This window comes from Terrabacter sp. P2_E3 (assembly GCF_056403915.1).
In genome coordinates, this window is sequence record NZ_JBFUEN010000008.1 from 1 (window position 1) to 18,690 (window position 18,690).

General features: G+C 68.0%; 17 protein-coding genes, 1 tRNA gene and 3 pseudogenes. 9 read left to right on the top strand and 12 right to left on the bottom strand.

All coding sequences use genetic code 11. The annotated features are described in order from the left end of the window. The 4 genes and pseudogenes from AC1DW8_RS11310 to AC1DW8_RS11325 form a co-directional block, all read left to right on the top strand. Window positions 1–235, top strand: a pseudogene (locus AC1DW8_RS11310) (IS110 family transposase); the annotation flags it as partial. 12 nt (window positions 236–247) lie between these two features. Next, a pseudogene (locus tag AC1DW8_RS11315) lies at window positions 248–439 on the top strand (IS256 family transposase); the annotation flags it as partial. A gap of 411 nt (window positions 440–850) precedes the next feature. Further along, complete coding sequence (locus AC1DW8_RS11320; RefSeq protein WP_056781334.1) at window positions 851–1,180, top strand: hypothetical protein; 330 nt, start codon at window positions 851–853, stop codon at window positions 1,178–1,180. 191 nt (window positions 1,181–1,371) lie between these two features. Continuing rightward, window positions 1,372–1,447, top strand: a tRNA-Arg gene (locus tag AC1DW8_RS11325). A 26-nt stretch (window positions 1,448–1,473) separates the two neighbouring features. Here AC1DW8_RS11325 and AC1DW8_RS11330 read toward each other — a convergent pair. The 7 genes and pseudogenes from AC1DW8_RS11330 to AC1DW8_RS11360 all read right to left on the bottom strand — a co-directional run bounded on the left by AC1DW8_RS11330 (window position 1,474) and on the right by AC1DW8_RS11360 (window position 7,703). After that, window positions 1,474–2,460: a tyrosine-type recombinase/integrase gene (locus tag AC1DW8_RS11330; RefSeq protein ID WP_478094069.1), complete on the bottom strand. Its 987-nt coding sequence runs from the start codon at window positions 2,458–2,460 to the stop codon at window positions 1,474–1,476. A gap of 128 nt (window positions 2,461–2,588) precedes the next feature. Then, window positions 2,589–2,807 carry a helix-turn-helix transcriptional regulator gene (locus AC1DW8_RS11335; RefSeq protein WP_458801522.1) on the bottom strand — a complete coding sequence of 73 codons (219 nt, stop codon included), beginning with the start codon at window positions 2,805–2,807 and terminating at the stop codon, window positions 2,589–2,591. A 15-nt stretch (window positions 2,808–2,822) separates the two neighbouring features. Continuing rightward, window positions 2,823–4,367: pseudogene (locus tag AC1DW8_RS11340) on the bottom strand (replication initiator). Window positions 4,368–4,371: 4 nt separating this feature from the next. After that, entirely contained in the window at window positions 4,372–4,737 is a 366-nt protein-coding gene (locus AC1DW8_RS11345) for a WhiB family transcriptional regulator (protein ID WP_478094071.1), read from the bottom strand. Then, window positions 4,737–5,753, bottom strand: coding sequence for an FtsK/SpoIIIE domain-containing protein (locus tag AC1DW8_RS11350; protein ID WP_478094074.1), 1,017 nt, complete (start codon window positions 5,751–5,753; stop codon window positions 4,737–4,739). The genes AC1DW8_RS11345 and AC1DW8_RS11350 overlap by 1 nt, the downstream gene beginning before the upstream one ends. A 649-nt stretch (window positions 5,754–6,402) precedes the next feature. Beyond that, the gene (locus tag AC1DW8_RS11355) at window positions 6,403–6,843 is read right to left on the bottom strand and encodes a plasmid replication, integration and excision activator (RefSeq protein WP_478094076.1); all 441 of its coding nucleotides are present in this window, start codon (window positions 6,841–6,843) and stop codon (window positions 6,403–6,405) included. Window positions 6,844–6,926: 83 nt separating this feature from the next. Then, a complete protein-coding gene (locus AC1DW8_RS11360) occupies window positions 6,927–7,703 on the bottom strand; it encodes a GntR family transcriptional regulator (RefSeq protein WP_478094078.1) in 777 nt (258 codons plus the stop codon). Between the two features lie 42 nt (window positions 7,704–7,745). On the opposite strand from AC1DW8_RS11360, the gene AC1DW8_RS11365 reads away from it, so the two are divergent. Then, window positions 7,746–8,234, top strand: coding sequence for an NUDIX hydrolase (locus AC1DW8_RS11365; protein WP_478094080.1), 489 nt, complete (start codon window positions 7,746–7,748; stop codon window positions 8,232–8,234). Window positions 8,235–8,256: 22 nt separating this feature from the next. Then, window positions 8,257–9,321: a hypothetical protein gene (locus tag AC1DW8_RS11370; protein ID WP_478094082.1), complete on the top strand. Its 1,065-nt coding sequence runs from the start codon at window positions 8,257–8,259 to the stop codon at window positions 9,319–9,321. A 55-nt stretch (window positions 9,322–9,376) separates the two neighbouring features. Here AC1DW8_RS11370 and AC1DW8_RS11375 read toward each other — a convergent pair whose 3' ends face one another. Genes AC1DW8_RS11375 through AC1DW8_RS11385 form a run of 3 tightly spaced genes read right to left on the bottom strand, consistent with a single transcriptional unit; the run spans window position 9,377 to window position 11,917 of the window. Then, a complete protein-coding gene (locus tag AC1DW8_RS11375) occupies window positions 9,377–11,104 on the bottom strand; it encodes a DUF2326 domain-containing protein (protein WP_478094084.1) in 1,728 nt (575 codons plus the stop codon). After that, window positions 11,101–11,424, bottom strand: a complete 324-nt coding sequence (locus AC1DW8_RS11380; RefSeq protein WP_478094086.1) for an ABC-three component system middle component 6 — start codon at window positions 11,422–11,424, stop codon at window positions 11,101–11,103. The genes AC1DW8_RS11375 and AC1DW8_RS11380 overlap by 4 nt, the downstream gene beginning before the upstream one ends. Then, on the bottom strand, window positions 11,318–11,917 hold the full coding sequence (locus tag AC1DW8_RS11385) for a hypothetical protein (RefSeq protein ID WP_478094331.1): 600 nt from the start codon (window positions 11,915–11,917) through the stop codon (window positions 11,318–11,320). The genes AC1DW8_RS11380 and AC1DW8_RS11385 overlap by 107 nt, the downstream gene beginning before the upstream one ends. 601 nt (window positions 11,918–12,518) lie before the next feature. Between AC1DW8_RS11385 and AC1DW8_RS11390 the strand changes: the two genes are divergently transcribed. Further along, window positions 12,519–13,109, top strand: coding sequence for a hypothetical protein (locus AC1DW8_RS11390; protein WP_478094088.1), 591 nt, complete (start codon window positions 12,519–12,521; stop codon window positions 13,107–13,109). Between the two features lie 457 nt (window positions 13,110–13,566). Here AC1DW8_RS11390 and AC1DW8_RS11395 read toward each other — a convergent pair whose 3' ends face one another. Then, window positions 13,567–13,866 carry a thioredoxin family protein gene (locus tag AC1DW8_RS11395; RefSeq protein WP_478094090.1) on the bottom strand — a complete coding sequence of 100 codons (300 nt, stop codon included), beginning with the start codon at window positions 13,864–13,866 and terminating at the stop codon, window positions 13,567–13,569. Window positions 13,867–14,038: 172 nt separating this feature from the next. On the opposite strand from AC1DW8_RS11395, the gene AC1DW8_RS11400 reads away from it, so the two are divergent. Both AC1DW8_RS11400 and AC1DW8_RS11405 read left to right on the top strand, forming a co-directional pair. Beyond that, window positions 14,039–16,261, top strand: a complete 2,223-nt coding sequence (locus AC1DW8_RS11400; RefSeq protein ID WP_478094092.1) for an MASE1 domain-containing protein — start codon at window positions 14,039–14,041, stop codon at window positions 16,259–16,261. Further along, window positions 16,258–16,725: an STAS domain-containing protein gene (locus AC1DW8_RS11405; protein WP_478094094.1), complete on the top strand. Its 468-nt coding sequence runs from the start codon at window positions 16,258–16,260 to the stop codon at window positions 16,723–16,725. The genes AC1DW8_RS11400 and AC1DW8_RS11405 overlap by 4 nt, the downstream gene beginning before the upstream one ends. On the opposite strand, the gene AC1DW8_RS11410 is transcribed toward AC1DW8_RS11405, so the two are convergent. Continuing rightward, on the bottom strand, window positions 16,710–18,494 hold the full coding sequence (locus tag AC1DW8_RS11410) for a sigma-70 family RNA polymerase sigma factor (RefSeq protein ID WP_478094096.1): 1,785 nt from the start codon (window positions 18,492–18,494) through the stop codon (window positions 16,710–16,712). The two genes, AC1DW8_RS11405 and AC1DW8_RS11410, sit on opposite strands and share 16 nt — an antisense overlap. Window positions 18,495–18,690 lie beyond the last annotated feature (196 nt).

Consider the following 18,690-nt stretch of genomic DNA (forward strand, 5'->3'; position numbering starts at 1 on the left):
CCGCGGCGGGAACCGCCAGCTCAACCGTGCCCTGTTCACGATCGCCCGAACCCAAGCGCGATGGCACCCAGACGCGCGCATATACCTCGCGCGCAAACGCGCCGAGGGCAAGAGCGCGGCCGAAGCTCGACGGTGCCTGAAACGCCACCTCGCTGCCGTCGTGTACCGAGCCATGATCCGCGACCTGCAAGCCCAAAAGCCACCGCTGCCAAAGACAAACTCCGACGCCGCTTGACGAGAGCGGCGCCCAAACCGCGAGGCCGTCATCCGCCTCGTCAGAGCGGTGCTGGCGGAGCAGCACGACGAGTGGGCCGAGCAGCGCCGCTACCTCGGCCTGGAAGCGCTGAAGAACGCCCGAGCCGTCCTCACCGAGCGCTCCGCTGACGACAAGCCCGAGGAGGTACCGAACGACCTGATCGCCGCCACGATCACCGCCTGAACGAACGACCTCAACGGATCACCGTCGTACACCACCGATCCGGACTTGACCGTCGTGACCGTTGCCATACGCCCAACCAGTCACACCAAGACATGCCGCCAGGATGGCTGCCCGAATCAGCAAGTCCGCCCAAACGCCCTCACGCACTCCCTCGTCCTCGCTCTCCATGCGGCCGATCAACCAGGACCCTCGGCTCTTTCAACTGGGTGCGCGCCGTCGCACAGATATGTATCAAACACCTCCGAGGAGGACCGCGACATCCAAGGTCAGGCCGACGGCCTGTCATGCCGCTCCGCGAGGGATCGGGCCGCTGGGAGAACGTGCGGTTGAGGGAACGACCCGGCTTTACCGAGGCGTGCCCGGCTACGCATCATGAGAGACTGCCGGTTCTTTGGCTCTTGAAAGGTGCCCATGTCCGACGTGCCAGTTGATCGCCCAAAGATCGTCTGTCTGTGCGGTTCCCTGCGCTTCGGCAGCGAGTTATCGGCTGAGCGCACGCGCCTGACGCTCGATCTGGCGATCGTCTTGGCTCCGGAGGCCACCGAGGTGTCCGTGCCGGGCCCTTCCCTCGTCCGCTCATTGGGAGAGCTGCACCTCCGCCGGATCGACCTCGCAGACGAGGTGAGAATCGTGAACCCCGGCGGCTACATCGGAGAGGCCACCCGGCGCGAGATCGCGTATGCCGACGCAATGGGCAAGCGCGTGACGTACGTCCACGAGCCGGCCACGAGGGACAGCTAGTCCACGGCTCCGTCGAAGTCCGACCATCCCGCTGATGGGTGCGTGTCATAGCGCCGACGGCAGCCCTGCGCGAGACCGCGCCATGGGTCCAGTAGCCTGTCCCCGTTGGTCGGCCCGACAGGGCCTCGTGACAGCGAGGGTTACAGCGACCCTTGCTGCGAGGTTTCCAGCGAGGGTTCCAGCCATGCCCCGCCCTCGTAGCTCAGGGGATAGAGCACCGCTCTCCTAAAGCGGGTGTCGCAGGTTCGAATCCTGCCGGGGGCACCACACGTTTTCGCAGGTCAGAGCCGGTGTCACTCATCGGCCAACTCCCCCTCGATGAGGTCGACCGGCCCCTTGTGGCACATCTGTGGCACATGGATGTCCAAGGAGAGCGCCACCGCGTCGAGGTCGTCGGGGAACAGTCCGGCGTAGATGTCGAGCGTCATCGCGGCCGACGCGTGCCCGAGCATCTGCTGGATCGCCTTGACGTTGGCGCCACCGCGCACCGCGAGTGAAGCCGCCGTGTGGCGCAGGTCGTGCGGAGTCACGCCATCGAGGCCAGCCGCCACGCAGGCCGGGTCGAACACTCGGCGTCGCCAGTTGTTCAGGATGATCGGACCACCCATCGCGGCTGGGAAGAGCAGGTCGTCGCGCTCCTTGCCCTGGCACATGCCGAGCAGGGCGGGCATCAGGGCAGGCGGCACCGGGACCGAGCGGGTCCGATGAGTCTTCGGCGTCGAGAAGACCATGGTCGAGCCGACGCGGGTCACGCTCTCGGAGATGGTCAGGCGGCGCCGCTCGACGTCGAGCCGGGACACCTTCAGGGCGGCGAACTCCCCGAACCGCAAACCCGTCAGGCCGAGCACCGCGATGGCGAGACCGTGCGCCCCAGCAGCGTCGACGAGGCGCGCGAGCTCCTCCGGGGTCAGGAACCGCGGCTCGCGTCGGACCTGCCTCGGGAGCCGGACGCCCTTGGCCGGGTTCCGCGCGATCCGGCCGTCCTGCACCGCCCCGTCGAGCACGAGCGACGTGACGAGGTAGATCTTGCGGACCGATCCCGCCGACAGTCCCGACGACGCCAGGTCACCGACCCAGCCCGCGACGTCGGAGTGCGCAATGCGCCCGATCGGCCACCCACCCCACTGCGGGAGCACGTGCGTCCGCAGGGTGTCGCGGTACCGGTCGGCGGTCGAGGGTTTGAGGTGCGCCAGTCCCCTGCCCCACGTCTCGGCGTATGCCGCGAACAGCAGCTTGCCGGCTGCAGGGTCGATGTACGTGCCGCGGTAGAGGTCGGCCATGAGCGCCGCCAAGAACCGGTCGGCATCGACCCTGCGGCCGAAGGACTTCTTGCGCTGCCGCCCGGACGGGTCGCGCCAGCGAGCCGAGCCACCGCCCGTTGCGACTGTCCTTGACGACGTGGGCCACCTCAAGCCACCTGGTCGCCGAACCACGCCCGGACCCGGTCGGGGTCGAAGCGCAGGTGCTTGCCCAGGCGAACACACGGCGGGCCCTCTCCACGGGTGCGCCACTGGTACAGCGTGTTCCTCGGAACCCCGAGGAAGGCCGAGACGTCGTCGACGGTCCAGAGCTTGTCGCACGTCGGGGCCGGGTTCTTGGGTGCGCTGGGCACCGGGGGTGTTCTCATTCCGATCCTTCTCTCTCAGTTGGATTGCTTGCGGGGTTGGGCGGCTCGCCATTGCGCGTGTTCGCGGGCGCGGGCTGCGGCGGCGCAGGCGAGTTCGGCGTCGCCGTCGGTGTCCCAGCCGGATCCGGCGTAGGTCCAGTGGCCGACGACGAGGGTGGTCTCGGTGTCGTCGTCGGCGAGGAGGTCGTCGAGGTCGCGGGTGTCGAGGGTGCGGCCTTCGCGGCTGGCTGTGGCGAGGCGGCGTTGGAACCGGGCGCGGGCGCGACGCAGCCGGCCGAGGGTGACGCTGTAGCGCCGGGACTTGGAGGAGAAGTGGCCGCGGAAGCCGAGCATGTGGGCCCATTTGTTGAGCAGCGCGTATGGGTGCTCGGCCATGGGCGCGTCGGTTGCGGCCGCTTCGAAGCGCTGCCGGTCGACGGTTTGGGCAATGGTCGAGCGTAGCCGGTGCAGGTGCGGGCTGGCCGTGTCGGTCGAGTCGGTCGCCGACTTCGTCGCGTACTTCGCGAGGTAGCCGGCCACCTGCTCGGCCTCGAGCTGATTCTCGGGGTCGTCAGTTCGGTGGGCGTCACGGACGGGTCGGGCGTCGACCTGGCTGCCGAACCGGAGCCGCCGCGCCAGGTCACCACCGACCTAGGGCGGGGCGTCGAACCACACACTCGCGGCGGCGGTCTCGATTGCCGACGAGAGCAGGGCGGCGGCGATCCCGGCCGGGGCCGGCGCGTGCGAGTCCCCGTCGGTCGCCTTACCGTCGACGCGGACCAAGGCGTGGAAATGGACGAGGCCGCGCAGCTGGTACTCGCCGACCTTTGCGAACTGGACGGTCGCGACCTGCGCGAGCCGGTGGGCGCTCATTCCCAGCGCGCGGGCGAGGACCCGGCGCAACGCGATGGTGAACCGGCGCCACAGTTCGGGAGCCCACCACTGCCACACGATGTGCGAGCGGTAGTCGTAGCAGTCTCCGCACAGCGGCTGCCCGAGCATCGGGTCACTGTCGACGTGGGTGACATGACAGGCCGTCGACCGACCATGCACGCACCGCTCTGCCTGGTCCTTGGGCCGGTCAGGGCGGCCTCGGCGCCCGTTGCGGGTGCCGTGGACCGGGCCGAACGAAGGCGCGGTGAGGGTCGCGAACACCAACGGGTTCTCCGACACCGTGTCGGGGACGCCCTTGCCGCCGACGACTCCGGCCCGGATCAGGTGGAAGGTGTCGGCGGCGTAGATGCGGGAGCAGGAGGGGCAGTCGGAGGCTCGACGGTTGCCGCAGCGGACATGCAGGACACCGAGGGGTTCCTCGTCCGACGAGTACGACCCGAGCACCTCGCCCGTGGCCGCGTCGATGGTCTGGGAGTGGCCGCGCAGGCGGATCGGCTTGGTGCAATGGCCGACTCGGGCGGCGGTGGTGGCCCAGGCGTCGAAGTCGCGGGAGATGAGCCGGCGGGTGATCTCTTGCTCGAGGCGAGGTGAGAGGTCGGGCAGGTCCAGCCCGGCGTCCGCGCTGTAGCCGGGGAACGATCCCGGTTCGGCGTGGTGCGATGTCGGGCTGGACTGCTGCACCGTCACGGGGTCACGCGGCCTTCGGGATGGGCGGGGCGGCAAAGGGCGACCCCATCGCGTCGGCGAGAACGACCGGCAGGGGCTCCCCCGTGGTCAGCCGTCGCTGAAGCGGGAGGCGTTCGGCCGCGTCGAGGCCACCCCACAGCCCGTACTCCTCATCGAAGATGAGCGCCCAGGCGAGACACTGTGGGCGGACCGGGCAGGAGGCGCAGATGGATGCCGCTCGGGCCTTGACGCGTCGGCTGGTGTCGGCGAACCAGAGTTCGGGGTCGATCTGGTTGCAGGTGCCGCGTTCCTTCCAGCCGCCGCGGGCGAGGTTCCGGAGCGTCGAGTCGGGACGGCCGTGAAGGACGCCGCGGGCAGTCTGGGTGGTCATCAGGCCGCCTCCGGCCCGCTGCCCGAACCCGCCGCGGATGAGGACGACTGGCCTGCTGGCCGGGATCGGGGACGACTCCGCGGCTGGCGCGGGGACCGCGGCTTCCGTGACCGCACCGACGTAACGCCACTTGGCTCGACGTCCACGACCGATCCGCGGTCGGCCTCGGCGTCATGGACAGGCGCGACAGGCTCGACGGGTGCCGCGGTGTCCGGGACGTAGGGCGCTGGGTTGTGGGTGGCCACGTCGCGGACGAGGTCGTCGGGCCAGTAGTCCGCCCGGACCCGATCGGCAGACCCGTCCTCCTCGATGACCCATGCCGTGCCGGGGGTGGAGGGCGAGATGCGGTGTGCGGGCGCGAGGGCCGCAGCGCCGTCGCCCAGGACCATCCGGGTCTCGTCGGCCGACCGCAGCCGCAACGCGACGGTCTGGGTGAACAGCCCCCGCAGGCCGATGACCTCCTTGCGCGGGTCCTGCACGCATGCCAGGACGATGACGCCGAGGGCGCGGCCTTGGGTCAGCACCTCGGCGAGCAGCCGCGAGGCCTCCTTGCGGATCTCCGGGTCGGCGTACGCGGTCAGGACGGCGAGCTCGTCGATGGCGAGCAGATGCAGCGGATCCGCCGAAGTCGGCTGGTGCAGCCGGGTGACGCCGGCCATCCGGTGCCCGCGTTCGTCGACCACCCGCAACAGCCGGTTCAGCACGTCGAGCGCCTGCGCCGGGGTCGTGGCCACCTCGGAGAACAGGTGCCGGCCCATGCCGACCTCGACGCCACGTTTGAGGTCGATACCCCAGAGCCGGACGAGCCCAGCGCGGACAGCCGGTGCGAGGCCACCGCACACGCCCCAGAAGATCGACCCCTTCCCGGAGCCCGAGCAGCCGACCACGAGTGTGTGCCGGCCCGTCAGCGGCAGCAGCCAGCGTGACCCGTCCTGACGTCGACCGACCGAGACAGCGTCGACCGTGACGTCGAGCGGGGCTGCAGCGGGCCGGACCGGCGCGAGGCGGTCGGCCATGATCAGGACGTACTCGACGGTCGACGGCGAGAGGGCGCGGCAGCGGAACGAGCGCGCCGACGCAGCAGCGGCAGCGCGGGTGCGGCCTTCTCGAGGTCTTCGACCGTCTGCCCGGTCCGGGCACGCGCGGTGATGGTCAGGGCGACGCCGCGTGCCGTGACCGAGCACAGCCGTGGGTGCACCCACACCGTCGAGCCAGCGGCAGGACGTCGGTGGGCGATCGCTCGCATGGCGGAGGCGGACCAGCTCGCGCGCTCGTCACGCTGAACCGACAGGCCACACTCCCGAGCCAGCACGGGCCAACGGCGACGAGCCCAGCGACGCCACGAAGCCCGCTTCAGGGGGCCGGCTGCCCACCGCTCGTACGAAGCCGGCCACCAACGAGCCCACACCACCGCCACGAAGGCAGGGACAACCCAGCCCAAGATCAGCAGGCGGATGGCGATCGGTTGGCCGCCCGGGAGCAGCCGCACCGCGAACGCGAGGCATGCGACGGAGACCACCCACCGAAGGTGCCGGTACGTCCAACACACGACCGACCAGACGAGGACCGCAGCGACGCGCAGGGCGCAGGCAGCCTGGCCCGCAGCAGCAGCCAGACTCGGGACGCCCCGGGAGCGTTGGAGCCCGACCGGGAATGGGGCACTCATTACGCGGCCCCCTTGGCCTGGCCGGACGAGGCGCCGGACTGGCTCGACTGACCGGGAGCGATCATCGACTCAGCACGAAAGGACCACGAGATCCGACCGCGCCCCATCGACGTCTCCTCGATCCACGGCAACGCCGTCAGACCGGTGAACTCGACCGGCGTCCACGGGAACGGCGTCTTGTTCTCCGGCGGCACCGGCTGCACCTTGGCGAAGAACTTCACCGTCACCGCGGTCTCCCGCTTGCTGGCCTCTTCGTCCGCATCCAGCACCGTCACCGACCACACGAGCAGGCCCGTCTCCGGGTCGACCTGCTGCGGCCGCGACCCATCAGCACGCTTCTCCGCGTTGAAGTCCAGGACCGGCTCCACCGAGCCCTTGAGGAACGCACCGTTCGGGAACACGTCGCCGAACCCGACCTTGAATCGCTTCTGCATTGCCATGGCTACTCCTTATCCAGTCGTCTAGAGCAGTTGCTCTGTGACAACAGTAGAGCACTCATCTAGACAAGCAGCAAGTGCTGGAGTCAGCTGGCCGGGAACCGGTACTCGAGGACGTAGCTCGGAGCCGCCTTCACGGTGTCTGTCAGCTCGACAGGCAACCCGTTGGTATCAAAGGCGATTCGCCGGACCGTCAGGACTGGCGTTCCGGCTGGCAGACGCAGCCGTCGACGCTCCACCGGCAAGGGCATCCGAGCCGCAACTTCCTCAGAGAACTCAGCCAGCGCATGGCCGGCCTCCTCGATTCGCGCATAGATGCCACCCGGCCCGGTGTCTGCGGCCTCGATCGCGGTTCCCTTCGCGATCGACAGTGGCACGTATGAGGTCGCTAGCTCGACCGGCTGGCCATCCATCAGGTAGCGACGTCGACGTGCGACTACTCTCGACCGAGCAGGAAGGGCCAAGGCCTCGCGCACATCGCCAGACGCCGCCTCACTACCGACCTCGATCTCATCGACGGACGGTACGCCAACACCCTCGGCCTCAGCGATGAAGGCAGCCTGCCCAGCCTCTCGATGCCGGCGAGCGAATCGGTCGGAAGCAACACGCCGCACCACAGGACGCTCGCGGACAAAGACGCCCCGCCCATGCTCGGCGACGAGCAGGCCCTCAGCGCTCAACTCCCCCAGCGCCTGGCGAACCGTCATGCGTGCAACGCCGAAGTGCTCCCTCAGCTGCGTCTCGGAGGGCACCTTGTCGCCGGGACCAATGCGGCCAGACCCGATGGCCTGGCGTAGCGCCGTGGCGATCTGCTTGAAGGCAGGGGTGTCCGACGTCTTGTCGACCTGGCCCAGCTCCAGCATGATTCACTCCTCCAGACGTCTGTAGTACCTACACTTTGGCAGATGGGCACCCACGACGTCACCGAGACTCCACGCCACTCGGTCAGTGTTGCCGCTGCGATCTTCGACGAGAGCGGCGAGAACGTCCTGCTCATCAAGCGCCGCGACAACGGTCGTTGGGAGCCTCCAGGAGGCGTCCTTGAACTCGACGAGACGATAGAAGACGGGCTTCGCCGCGAGGTCCGAGAAGAGACTGGCGCCGACATTGAGCCTGGGCCCTTGACTGGCGTGTACAAAAACACTGCCCGCGGGATCGTCGCCTTGGTCTTCCGAGGCTCGCTCGTCTCCACGCCGATGCGCCAGACCCCCGAAGCCCAAGAGGTTGCTTGGCATGCCGTCGACAGCGTGACCGCTCACCTAGCGGAGGTGTACGCCATTAGAATCCTCGATGCGCACGAAGGCGGCATGAGTGTCCGAGCACACGATGGTTTGCACCTAATCGCGCCTCGGAACACGTCAGAGCCAGCCGCCGAAGGCCGCCAAAGCGAGTAGTCCTCAATTGAAGGGATGGCCTATGCCTACCAACCCCAAGCATCCCAGCGTCGCCGAACAGATGAAAGCCATGCGCAAAATCACCGGCTCACCCTCCTACGCAGCGCAGATTGAAGCTATGCGTAAATCTCTCGCGCGGCCGGCATACGCGGCGCAACTGGAGGCCATCCGCAAAGCCGCCGCCACGCCGGCTTACACAGCGCAGATTGAAGCTCTCCGCAAATCTCTCGCGCGCCCGGCGTACGCGGCGCAACTGGAGGCCATCCGCAAAGCTGCCGCCACGCCCGCGCTCACCGCGCAGTTTGAGGCGATCCGCAAAGCCGCCGCCACGCCCGCGCTCACCGCACAGTTTGAGGCCATCCGCAAAGCCAGTGCAGAATCGGCCTACTCCGCTCAGCTAGAAGCCATCCGCAAGACCACCGCTACGCCGGTATACGCCAAGCAACTGGAGGCCTTTCGAAAGGCAGTCGCCACCCCGGCGCTGACCCTCCAAGTCGATGCCATCCGTAAGGCCGTCGCCACCCCGGCCTTCTCTGCTCAGATGAAAGCCACGCTTGCGCCGCAGTTTTCGCGGCTAGTGACGGCAGAACTCAAGTGGGCCTCTGACCTCGACCCGACCCGGCTTGCAGGCGCTCAGACGAAGACAAGCGAGGCCTTGGAAGGCGTCTTTGAGCGTCGGGCGCAGGAGTCCGACCAAGCCGATGAAACCCTTCCTCTGGTCCTTGCGGACGCCCTGGAGGAACTGGAGCGCACGTCATTCGACGAAGACAACGAGTTTGAGGAACTGATCCGCAGCTCCTTCGACGTGTCGGTTGTGACCGAGGAGGACCTTCGGCTCGCGCGCCAAATCTTCAGGGTCCTACTTCTAACCATCTGGATCGGCGGCTTGATCGTCACCCTTCACATCGCTCAGGGACTAGACCCCGAAATGCGAGGACTGTTCGAGGTCATCCTCACAATCGTGGGGCTCCCGACGTTGATGGGGGCATGGAAGGCGACGGGCCAGATTTCCCAGTTCGTCGCGCCCGAGACGGAAGTGGACGACGAGCCCGATGGCGATGACCCGGAAACGGACCCGGAGACTTGATGCTTACGGCAGAGTGACCGCTACCCGCATCCACGGCCGGAAAGTGCCGCCGGTCTCAAAAATTGACTCCCAAGAAGCCGCCGACTTCTGTGTCCATTACTTGGCGTCGCACCGAATTGACAAACCAATCTTCGCGCCGCTCTTCCGTTACAACCGCATCACTGTTCAGTGTGCACACGTATTGCATTCCCGTTCCTGCTGTCACTTCTCCAATCATCTTCAGCGCTTCCGTCACTTGTCGCGAGTCCACCCCATCGAAGACAAATGAGTCGTGGACCAAGAATCCAGGATGCCTACCGCGGGGGTAGGCGTACATCATTAGCGCCAGATCAAAACAGAGCAGCTGCATCTTGCTTACGCCTGCGCTGGACGCCGAATCAACGGACACCTTGAACCTAGGACCATAGTCGTCTACGTCCGTTGAGATGACGCCACCGCGGCCATAAAGGCGGTGTAAAAGGCTGCTGAAGATCGCGCTTAGCGTGTCGACCTCGTCCTGCCGCGCTACCAGGTCTACTGAGGCGGCACTCCTCAGTTCCGCCTTCTGAAGTCGCAGTTCCTGGCGTCGTTGCTTTGATTCACGGATCGTCGCCAGCGCAGCCAAAGCCTGACTGTGCTCTGCGATGACGACAGAAAGACTCTCTTGAAGGGCGATCAGCTCATCGATCGCGCCCGAGGACGCAATTATTCGCATCATGCGTGCGCGCTCATGCTCAAGCCTCGTGATGTGGGCTGTGCGCTCCGCATCTCCGCGACGCAGCAACTCGAGTTCTCGCTCGATGTAGCTCTGCCGATTCTGCTGGAGAGCAGCATGAAAGACCTCAACCGATTCAAGTTCGACTCGAGCGCCTTCAACGAAAGTTCGCTCCAGGTCCTCGTACAAGGTCTCGACATCCGCAACCGCGACAGAGCCTTGCTCATCCACGCTTGCGGTGTCCTCGTACATCGCAATGAGGCGGCGGTCGATCAGACTGGCATCTCGTAGAGTGACCAATTGTCGCGTAAGCTCATCCGCTTGAAAAAGGAGGCCATCTCGATCATCCAATACGGTGAAGTTGGTCACCTGATCAGATAGGGCAGCACGCCGTCTATCTAGGTCTGCTAGGAGAAGCAGCAGCTCCTCCTCCGATGGGAGGCCGCTAAGAATATTCTCGGCGGCCACATATTGAAGCCCCTTTAGCGCCTCTTCCGATTTCCGTATGCGATCTAAGTCCGCGGGGATCGACCAGTTTAATCCCGTGAAGTACGCAATGTGTTCCCGTGCGCTTACTGCACTTTGCTGAGGGAGGATCTTTATCGGGTCCTTGGTGGCATCCAGACGCAGGACGTACGACAGCAAGGTTCGGACACTCAAGTTTCGAGCCGCCGCATCCCCCGCGCCGTCAAGGCCGAACAGGCCGAGTCCACATACTAACTTCCAGTCAGCTAGCGACAACTCCCCGGGGGAAGTAAGGAAGGGACTCAGCAGACCGGGAACTTCACCCACCCAGGCGACTCTCACTTGACTCGGCCTGCCGATGGCTCGGCTGACTTGGATGGCCACGCCTTGCAGGTCCAGCTCGAGCGTGAATACCCAGTCCTTGTCTGCTAGAACCTTCATAGGGTCGATCAAGTTGCCGGCCAGACAGAAATTCATTGCTTGAATGACTGTTGTCTTGCCACGAGCATTTCGGGAATGCTTGGCTGTGGCCTGCGGGTCCCGATCAGCCAACAGGACGTTCAAACCTGGTTCGAGTCCAATGGGCAGGAACGTGTCGACGTTCGCGGTCAGTCGTCGAATCATTGATCCGCCTTTCCGACGACTACGTCTCCGTCTAGCTCTATAAGGCCCAGCGCGAACAGAACATCAGCCGCGAGCACGAACCTGCCATACGGCGACGAGGGGTACTTGACGTGGAAGTCAGCCCACCACCGCGCGACTCGCACTCCGCGGCCGAGGCGCTGAGCCAGGAACGCCGCTTGACCAAGCAACGCTTGATCCAGCGTCGTGTGCTTATCAGGCAGCAGAATTGGCATTCTCAAATACCTCGCATATCTCGAACATGTGACAGACGACAGCCAAGGCTCCCGCGCGCGTCGCCTCGTCAAGCTCGGGCCCGGCATGGTCGGTTGCGTGTGCGAGGACATACTCGAACAGATCGTCTCCGCCCAAGCCAGCCGCTATTCCAGCGAGATAGTTTGACTTGAAGAACGCCCTCAGCCGAGACCCAAAGTCCGCGCGGCTCTGGGATGCAAAATCGATGAACCGGGCCACCTCTCCGCTCGCTGCCAGGCCGACGGCTATCCTATGCCCGGACGCTGCGGTGAGGGAGTTGGTCTCCATTTTATCCAGTACGCCCATGGGGATCGCCACCGGACCTACCGAGTCAGACACCCCGCTAATCGAGACCATGTAAGAACAAACTGTTTCAAGTCGCTCGAAGCCCAATTCACCAATCGCGTACGCCATAGCCCGATCCAATAACGCTTCGTGATCCTTCTTGGCCTTTTCCAGAAAGGCTCGACTGTGATGGCTGGTCTGAGAGTCGATTGCATCATGGTGATCGCCACAGAGATAGATCAGGTTCGAGGCGCTGCCCCGCTCTTTGTCGGTCATAGTTGGGTCGAATCGAGGTCCGCCAGGGGAGGCCGCGCAAATGTGAGCGACCTTGCCAACAGCTTTGTCGTCGTCAACCGGGTCCACCGCGTCGAAGACGAGTCGAGTGCGACAGCCCGGATACGCGCAACGGTTGCCGGATCGACTGATGACCACGCGCTCTTGCCCAGTCGGGATGCGTGGTCGACGCCCTCCGCTCATCGCGTTCCCCTGTGACACACTCCGCACCCTACTTATCGGGAGCTGCCAAGTGTGCGAAACAGGTGCGCGGTCTCCCAAGGGGTTGCACCCTGCGTGCCGGGTGGTACGTCCCGACGGTTGAACGGATACACCCTTCCCAGCGATTTTCTCGTCATGCCCCCCACGTTGGCGCTTCCTGCCGTGCCGCACCTGAGCGCGAGGGGTAGCGCTTCAGGTGGGTGAGTACTTTCTGTACTGGTTCAAGCGCGCCTCCGGCGCGAAAGAGCGCGGGACCCCGCGATGGGGACCCCGCGCTCCGGCGCTGGCGCGCCTACGCGCACCCCACCGCACCCCGCGCTCAAGGCGGGACGTCGCGATTCAACGCCGGCCGATCACTCACCCACCGGATACGGTCTGACACGTGGATGACGACTGCCAGGACACCCAATGGACCGCCGGCGCCCGTGAAACCTACGTGCGTCGCGCCGACGACCTCGTAGAGGCCCTTCGTGCTCATGTCGCCGCAAACCTCGAACGCTCCGGTCACGGCAAGGAGCTGGAGCCGTACATGGCGTCCGCAACAAAGCTGCGTGACCTCGCAGCCGCATTTGACGACGCCGAATTCGACTGGTGTGGGTCCTTCCCCCTCGGCCTGGAGACAGATGACGACGAGGATGACGACGAGTGGGAGAACGACGAGGATGACGACGAAGAGGCAGTCGACTTCGCCCAGTTTCTGAGGTTCTCGGGCCAGTGGGAGTTCCGCGTGACGGACCCCGATGCCACCATCGAAGCCGGGCGGGCGGCATACCTCCGCGTATGGCCCGGAGACTCCCCCGAGGACGCAGAAGCGCGTGTGCAGGACATAGGCAATGCTGCGTCCGAAGTGCTCCACGCCGACGGGGTCAATGGACTCCTGGACACGGCTGGGCTCGAACCTCTGAGCTACAGCACGGAGTTCGAGCTCCACGACGGCACCATGGGGCCCGACGAGACGGACGAGACTGCTTGAGCCCACAGCGGCGTAAGACTCCGGCTCGGGCTCAGGCGCTGCGGACGAGGGAGGCCCCAGCAGTCGTGTCTCGAGCCGGCTCCCACGGAGGACCGCTGCCCACCTCGAGCGCGTAGTGGCCTCGACGACCCGCTCGGCGGGCTTCCACAAGCGCCTTCTGCGCGAGACCGTCCAGTGCGGCTCGTCGGTGTCACTGCGCAGACCCGCGTGGCGCATTTGTGGCACACGGCGTCCGAGCAGGTTGCCCGCGAGACCACGACAACAACAGGCGATCACGCACGCCAGCAGCCACCCGCAAACCCCTGAAAAAAGGGCAAATTCGGCTCCTAAAGCGGGTGTCGCAGGTTCGAATCCTGCCGGGGGCACCACCAAGAAATTCGCAACCGAGCGGCCATCGCCCAGCTCTCGTCACCGAGCGACCAGGGCGACCGCTAATCCACGGATCCACGAGCCACCCTCACGACAGCACGCCGACCAGCTGCGCCACGGTCGGCGAACCGTCCCGCCCGTCCGGCGTCGTGAACACGCGACAGGCCAGGGCCGGCTGCTCCGTCCCCGAGGCGAACGGGTCCGTGCCGTCGATGAGGATCGTGGGCGAGCCGATGAAGTCGAGTCGCTCGGCATCCTCGATGGTCTCGATCCGCACTCGCAGAATCGGCTCGTCCCCATGGCCCACTTCGGCCAGTGCCGAGCGGAGCCTCTCCTCGGCCACCACCCAGTTCGGGCACCCGTCGAAGTAGAGCAGCCGCACGTCCATCAGCCCATCATGCGCTCCGTGGACAGCAACGCGGACCGGGCCCGACTCGGTCACCTCGCAGCCGCAGCATCAGCGGCTCCCAACTGGGTGGACGAAACGCTCGTCACACGACACTCGGTGCTCCTAGAGTCACTGCCATGGCGGGGCGTGGGCGGCTGGACTGCTCCCGACGATGACGACAGGCGTGGGGGCGGTGGAGACCTCGGGCCCTGCGGCCCTGCCCTCCCGCGTCACCCAGGATCTGGACGGCAAGGACACACCGGACATCTCCCCCGCCGCCACCCGGACGCGACGCCTCGTCCGCCTGGCCGCCATCGCCGTCGCCTACTACCTCGGCGCCCGCCTCGGCCTGAGCCTCTCGCTCGTCGGCAACGACGTGACCCCGTTCTGGCCGCCGACCGGTGTCGCCGTCGCCGCGCTCATCGTCTTCGGGCGGTCCTACTGGCCGGCCGTCGCCGTCGCGGCCCTTGCAGTCAACCTGCCGATCAGCGCCAACCCGCTGGCCGCGGCGGTCACGGCCGTCGGCAACACCCTCGCACCCGTCGTCGCGGTCACCCTCCTCCAGCGGGTGGGCTTCCGCCGCCAGCTCGACCGTCAGCGCGACGCCCTCGCGATCGTCTTCCTCGGCGCCCTCGCCAGCATGCTCGTCAGCGCGACGATCGGCGCGGCGACCCTCCTCGCCTCGGGCTCGATCACGACCGGGCAGCTGCCCGCGACCTGGGCTGTGTGGTGGACGGGTGACGCCATGGGCGTCCTCACCGTCGCGCCCTTCCTGCTGTGCCTGCCTCTCTTCTGGGAGCAGCGTCGCTGGCCGCTGCGGCTGTGGCTCGAGGCCATGGCGATCCTCATGGTGGCAACACTCGTCGTGGCGGCCGCCGTCACCACGGGGCTGCACATCTTCTTCCTCACCCTCCCGCTGCTGGGCTGGGCCGCCTGGCGCCTCCAGCTGCGAGGAGCCGCCCCTGCTGCGCTGATCGCCACCCTCCTCGCCACGGCGGCAGCCACCCGGCAGCGAGGTCCCTTCGAGGGCAAGACGCTGCTCGAGCAGATGGTGACGCTCCAGGCCTTCAACGCCTGCGTCGCGCTCACCTCCTTTTTCCTCGCCGCCCTCGTCAGCGAGCGCATGCAGACCGCCGCCGCCCTCGAGAAGGCCGCGTCCGAGCTCGAGCGACGGGTCGAGCAGCGCACCGCCCAGCTGTCGGCGGCCAACACCCGGCTCGTCCAGGAGATCCAGGAGCGCTCCGAGGCCCAGGAGCTGCTGAGCCACGAGGAGGCCCGGGCGCAGCGCGAGCACCAGATCGCCGAGACCCTGCAGCGCAGCCTCCTGCCCGACCGACTCCCCGACGTGCCCGGGGTCGCCCTCGCCGCGCGCTACGTGCCTGCGACGGCCGACGTGCAGGTCGGCGGCGACTGGTACGACGTCGTCCAGCTCCCTGGCGGCCTCATCGGACTCGCCATCGGCGACGTCGCGGGCCACGGCCTCACCGCCGCCGCGACGATGGTCCAGGTCCGGATGGCCCTGCGCGCGTACGCCCTCCAGGACCCGTCGCCACCCGCCGTCATGCGCGGCGTCCACCAGCTCGTCGCCCAGCTCCCGGTCCCCGAGATGGTCACCCTCATCTATCTCGTCTTCGACCCGGCCACGCGCCGCATCCGCTGGACCAACGCGGGCCACCCGCCTGCGCTCGCCTTCGCGGGTGGTCAGGGCACCTACCTCGAGGGCGCCCTCTCCCCTCCCGTCGGCGTCACCGTCGACGGCTCATTCACCGAGGCCAGCCAGGTCCTGCCACCGGGGGCGACCCTCCTGCTCTACACCGACGGGCTCGTCGAGCGGCGCGGTGTCTCACTCACCGCCGGCCTCGACCGGCTCGACCGCGAGGCCTCCGCCGTCCCCGACGACGACATCGAGGCCCTCTGCGAGCGCCTCATCGACACCTTCCTCGACGAGGACCATATCGAGGACGACGTCGCGATCCTCGCCATGCGCCCCCTGCCGTCGGTCGACGGCGAGCTCGACGTCCGGCTGCCCGCCGAGGCCCGCAACCTCGTGCAGGTCCGCAGCGCCCTGCGCCGCTGGCTCAAGGAGGCCAACGTCTCCGAGGCCGACGTCAACGAGGTCCTCGTCGCCTGCGGGGAGGCCTGCGCCAACGTCGTGCAGCATGCCTACAGCGGGCAGGGGTCGGCCGGTGAGCTCGTCGTCGAGGCCCGGCTCGACGGCGACGCCCTCGAGGTGCGCATCCGTGACCACGGCCACTGGCGCCCCGCCGCCGACCGCGGCGGCGGCTGGGGACTCCAGCTCATGGACGCCCTCATGGACGACGTCGACGTCGAGCACACCCCCGGTGGCACCGACGTCCGCCTGCGCCGTCGCGTCCACGTGGGGGTCGAGGCATGAGCGACCTCGCCCGCGTCGACACGCGCCGCGCCGGCACCACCCAGCTCATCCGCATCACCGGCGAGCTCGACCTGTCCAACGCGCGCGAGCTCACCGACGCCCTCGGACACGCGGTCCCCGACGACGTCACGCTCGTCGTCGTCGACCTCAGCGGCACGACCTACCTCGACAGCGGCGGCATCGCCGCGTTCTTCCGCCTCTCCCAGCGACTACGGGACCGCCGACAGGACCTCCGGCTCGTCGTCCCCCACGACTCGCCCATCCGCGCCGTCGTCGAGCTGACCCGGCTGAGCCAGGTGATCCCCGTCGACGAGAGTGCCCCCGACCTCCCCGGCCAGATGGCGTATGCCGCCCTCCCGCCCGACGGCGCGCCCGCCCCGTCCCAGCCCCCACCCACCACAGACCTGCCCGATCCCGGGGACCCTGACCTGGCCGAGCCCGAGGGCGATCAGCGCAACGGGTAGCTGCCCGACCCGGGCAGCGTCGCTCCGGAGCGGTCGGTGAAGCGGGCCACGAGGTCCCCCGAGAGACGGGGCTGCACGCGGGTGACCTCGACGACGACCTCCCCGGCGCGCAGCCGCCCGTCGAACTGCGCCGTCGGCTGGCTCACGTGCTCGACGACCCGGGCGCCGTGCACGTCGCGCACCGAGGTGAGGAGCCAGCCGGCCGGCGCCGTGAGGTGCGCGAGATAGCCGCGGTCGCTCGGCGTGAACGTCAGGCTCGTCACCGTGCCGACCGGAGCGGGAGGCGGCGCGACATTCGTCGTCGGGGTCGGCCGGCTGCTCGTCGGCGTCGGCGTCGTCGTCGGGCTCGGGCTCGGACGGCTCGTCGAGGTGGCACTCGTGCCGGTGGAGGTCGGTGCGGGGCGCGACGGCGGCCTCGTCTGCCGGTCGGCGCTCCCGCTCCGGCCGCCCGACGACCGGAAACGCGAGACGTTCTCGGCCGTCGCCATGCCGATCACCGGTCGCGGCGCGGTCGACGACGGCACCGACGAGCTCGTCGTCTCGGCCGGGTAGGGCGACTCCGTCCCGTCCACCGGTCCGGCCGACGAGTCCCGGCCCACCGGCGCGTCGGCCGAGACCCGTCCGGCCGGCTGGAGCTGGAGCAGGAAGAGCGCCGTCGCGACGACGAGTGCAGCCGCAGCCAGCACCGCGGCCGCCGAGCGACCCGGCACCGACAGCACGCGACCGTTGACCCCGCCCGAGCCACCTCCGGGCCCACCTCCACTGACGTCGGCGGCGAACTCTGACAGGTCGTCGGCCCCGTCCATGAGCGAGGCCACGCCCACGGCGACCGGGATCGTGGCACCGCCCGTCGCTGCGACCGCACCCACGCCCGCTGCACCGGCGCCGACCGTGCCGTCGCCCACCGTGCCGTCGCCCACCGCGTCGGCGACACCGACCCCCGACGCCACCGCGAACGCCCCGGGCAGGAGCACCGGCGCGACGCGCAGCCGGATGGCCGCGTCGACGTCGACGACGTCGAGCACCGCTGCCCGGCACCGGGCGCAGCCGTCGAGGTGCTCGTCGACGCGCTCGCGAGCCTTGACCGGGAGCGAGTCGCGCACGTAGCCACCGAGATGGCGTCGCACCGCCCGACATTCGGCGTCGCCGGCGTTCGCGACGAGCTCGGAGAGGAAGGTCTGGCGCAGCCGCTCGCGTGCCCGCTTGCTCCGGCTCGCGATGCCGTTCGGCGTCGTGCCCAGCCCGGGGGCGATCTGGTGCGGCTTCTCCTCGTGCACGACCAGACGCCAGAGCAGCGACCGGGACTCGTCGGGCAGCGAACGCCAGGCCGCCCAGACGGCGTCGCGCTCCTCGGCGTCGACGGCCTCGTCCTCCGCCGAGGCAGCCGTGCGGGTGTCGACGGTCGTCTCGTCGTCGGTCAGCACGACCCGGTTCGTGTAGCGCCGCGCCACGTCGATGTTGGCGCGGCGCAACGTGCTGAGCAGGTAGGGCCGGAAGGCGGTGTCGGGCCCGCCCCCACCACGGAGGGCATCGAGGGTGCGGGTGAAGCTCTCGCTGACGAGGTCGTCGACGTCGCTCGGCGAGGCGACCCGGGAGGCGAGCCGTCGGGCCGCGGGCTCGTGCCGCGACCACAGCGCGGAGTAGGCGGCGTCGTCGCCCGCCCGAACCCGGTCGACGAGCGCCGCGTCGCTCTCGGGTCCGTCGACGCGTACGCCCTCGTCCGCCCCATCCACGGACTCGCCGCCGTGCTCGTCGTGCGCCCGCTCCACGATCTTCTGTCCCCCACCCGTACGCCGACGTCTCGTCGGCTGTCTCGACCCAAGCTCCAGCAGGGTGCGTGACCGGGCGCCGGGTCCCGTCCCCGACCCGTCGGCGCGTCAGCAACGCACCTCACGCATCCTCCCCCCTGGAGATGCGCGAGGGACCGAATCATGGCGCGACATGCCCGCGGATGTACAGGGTTGA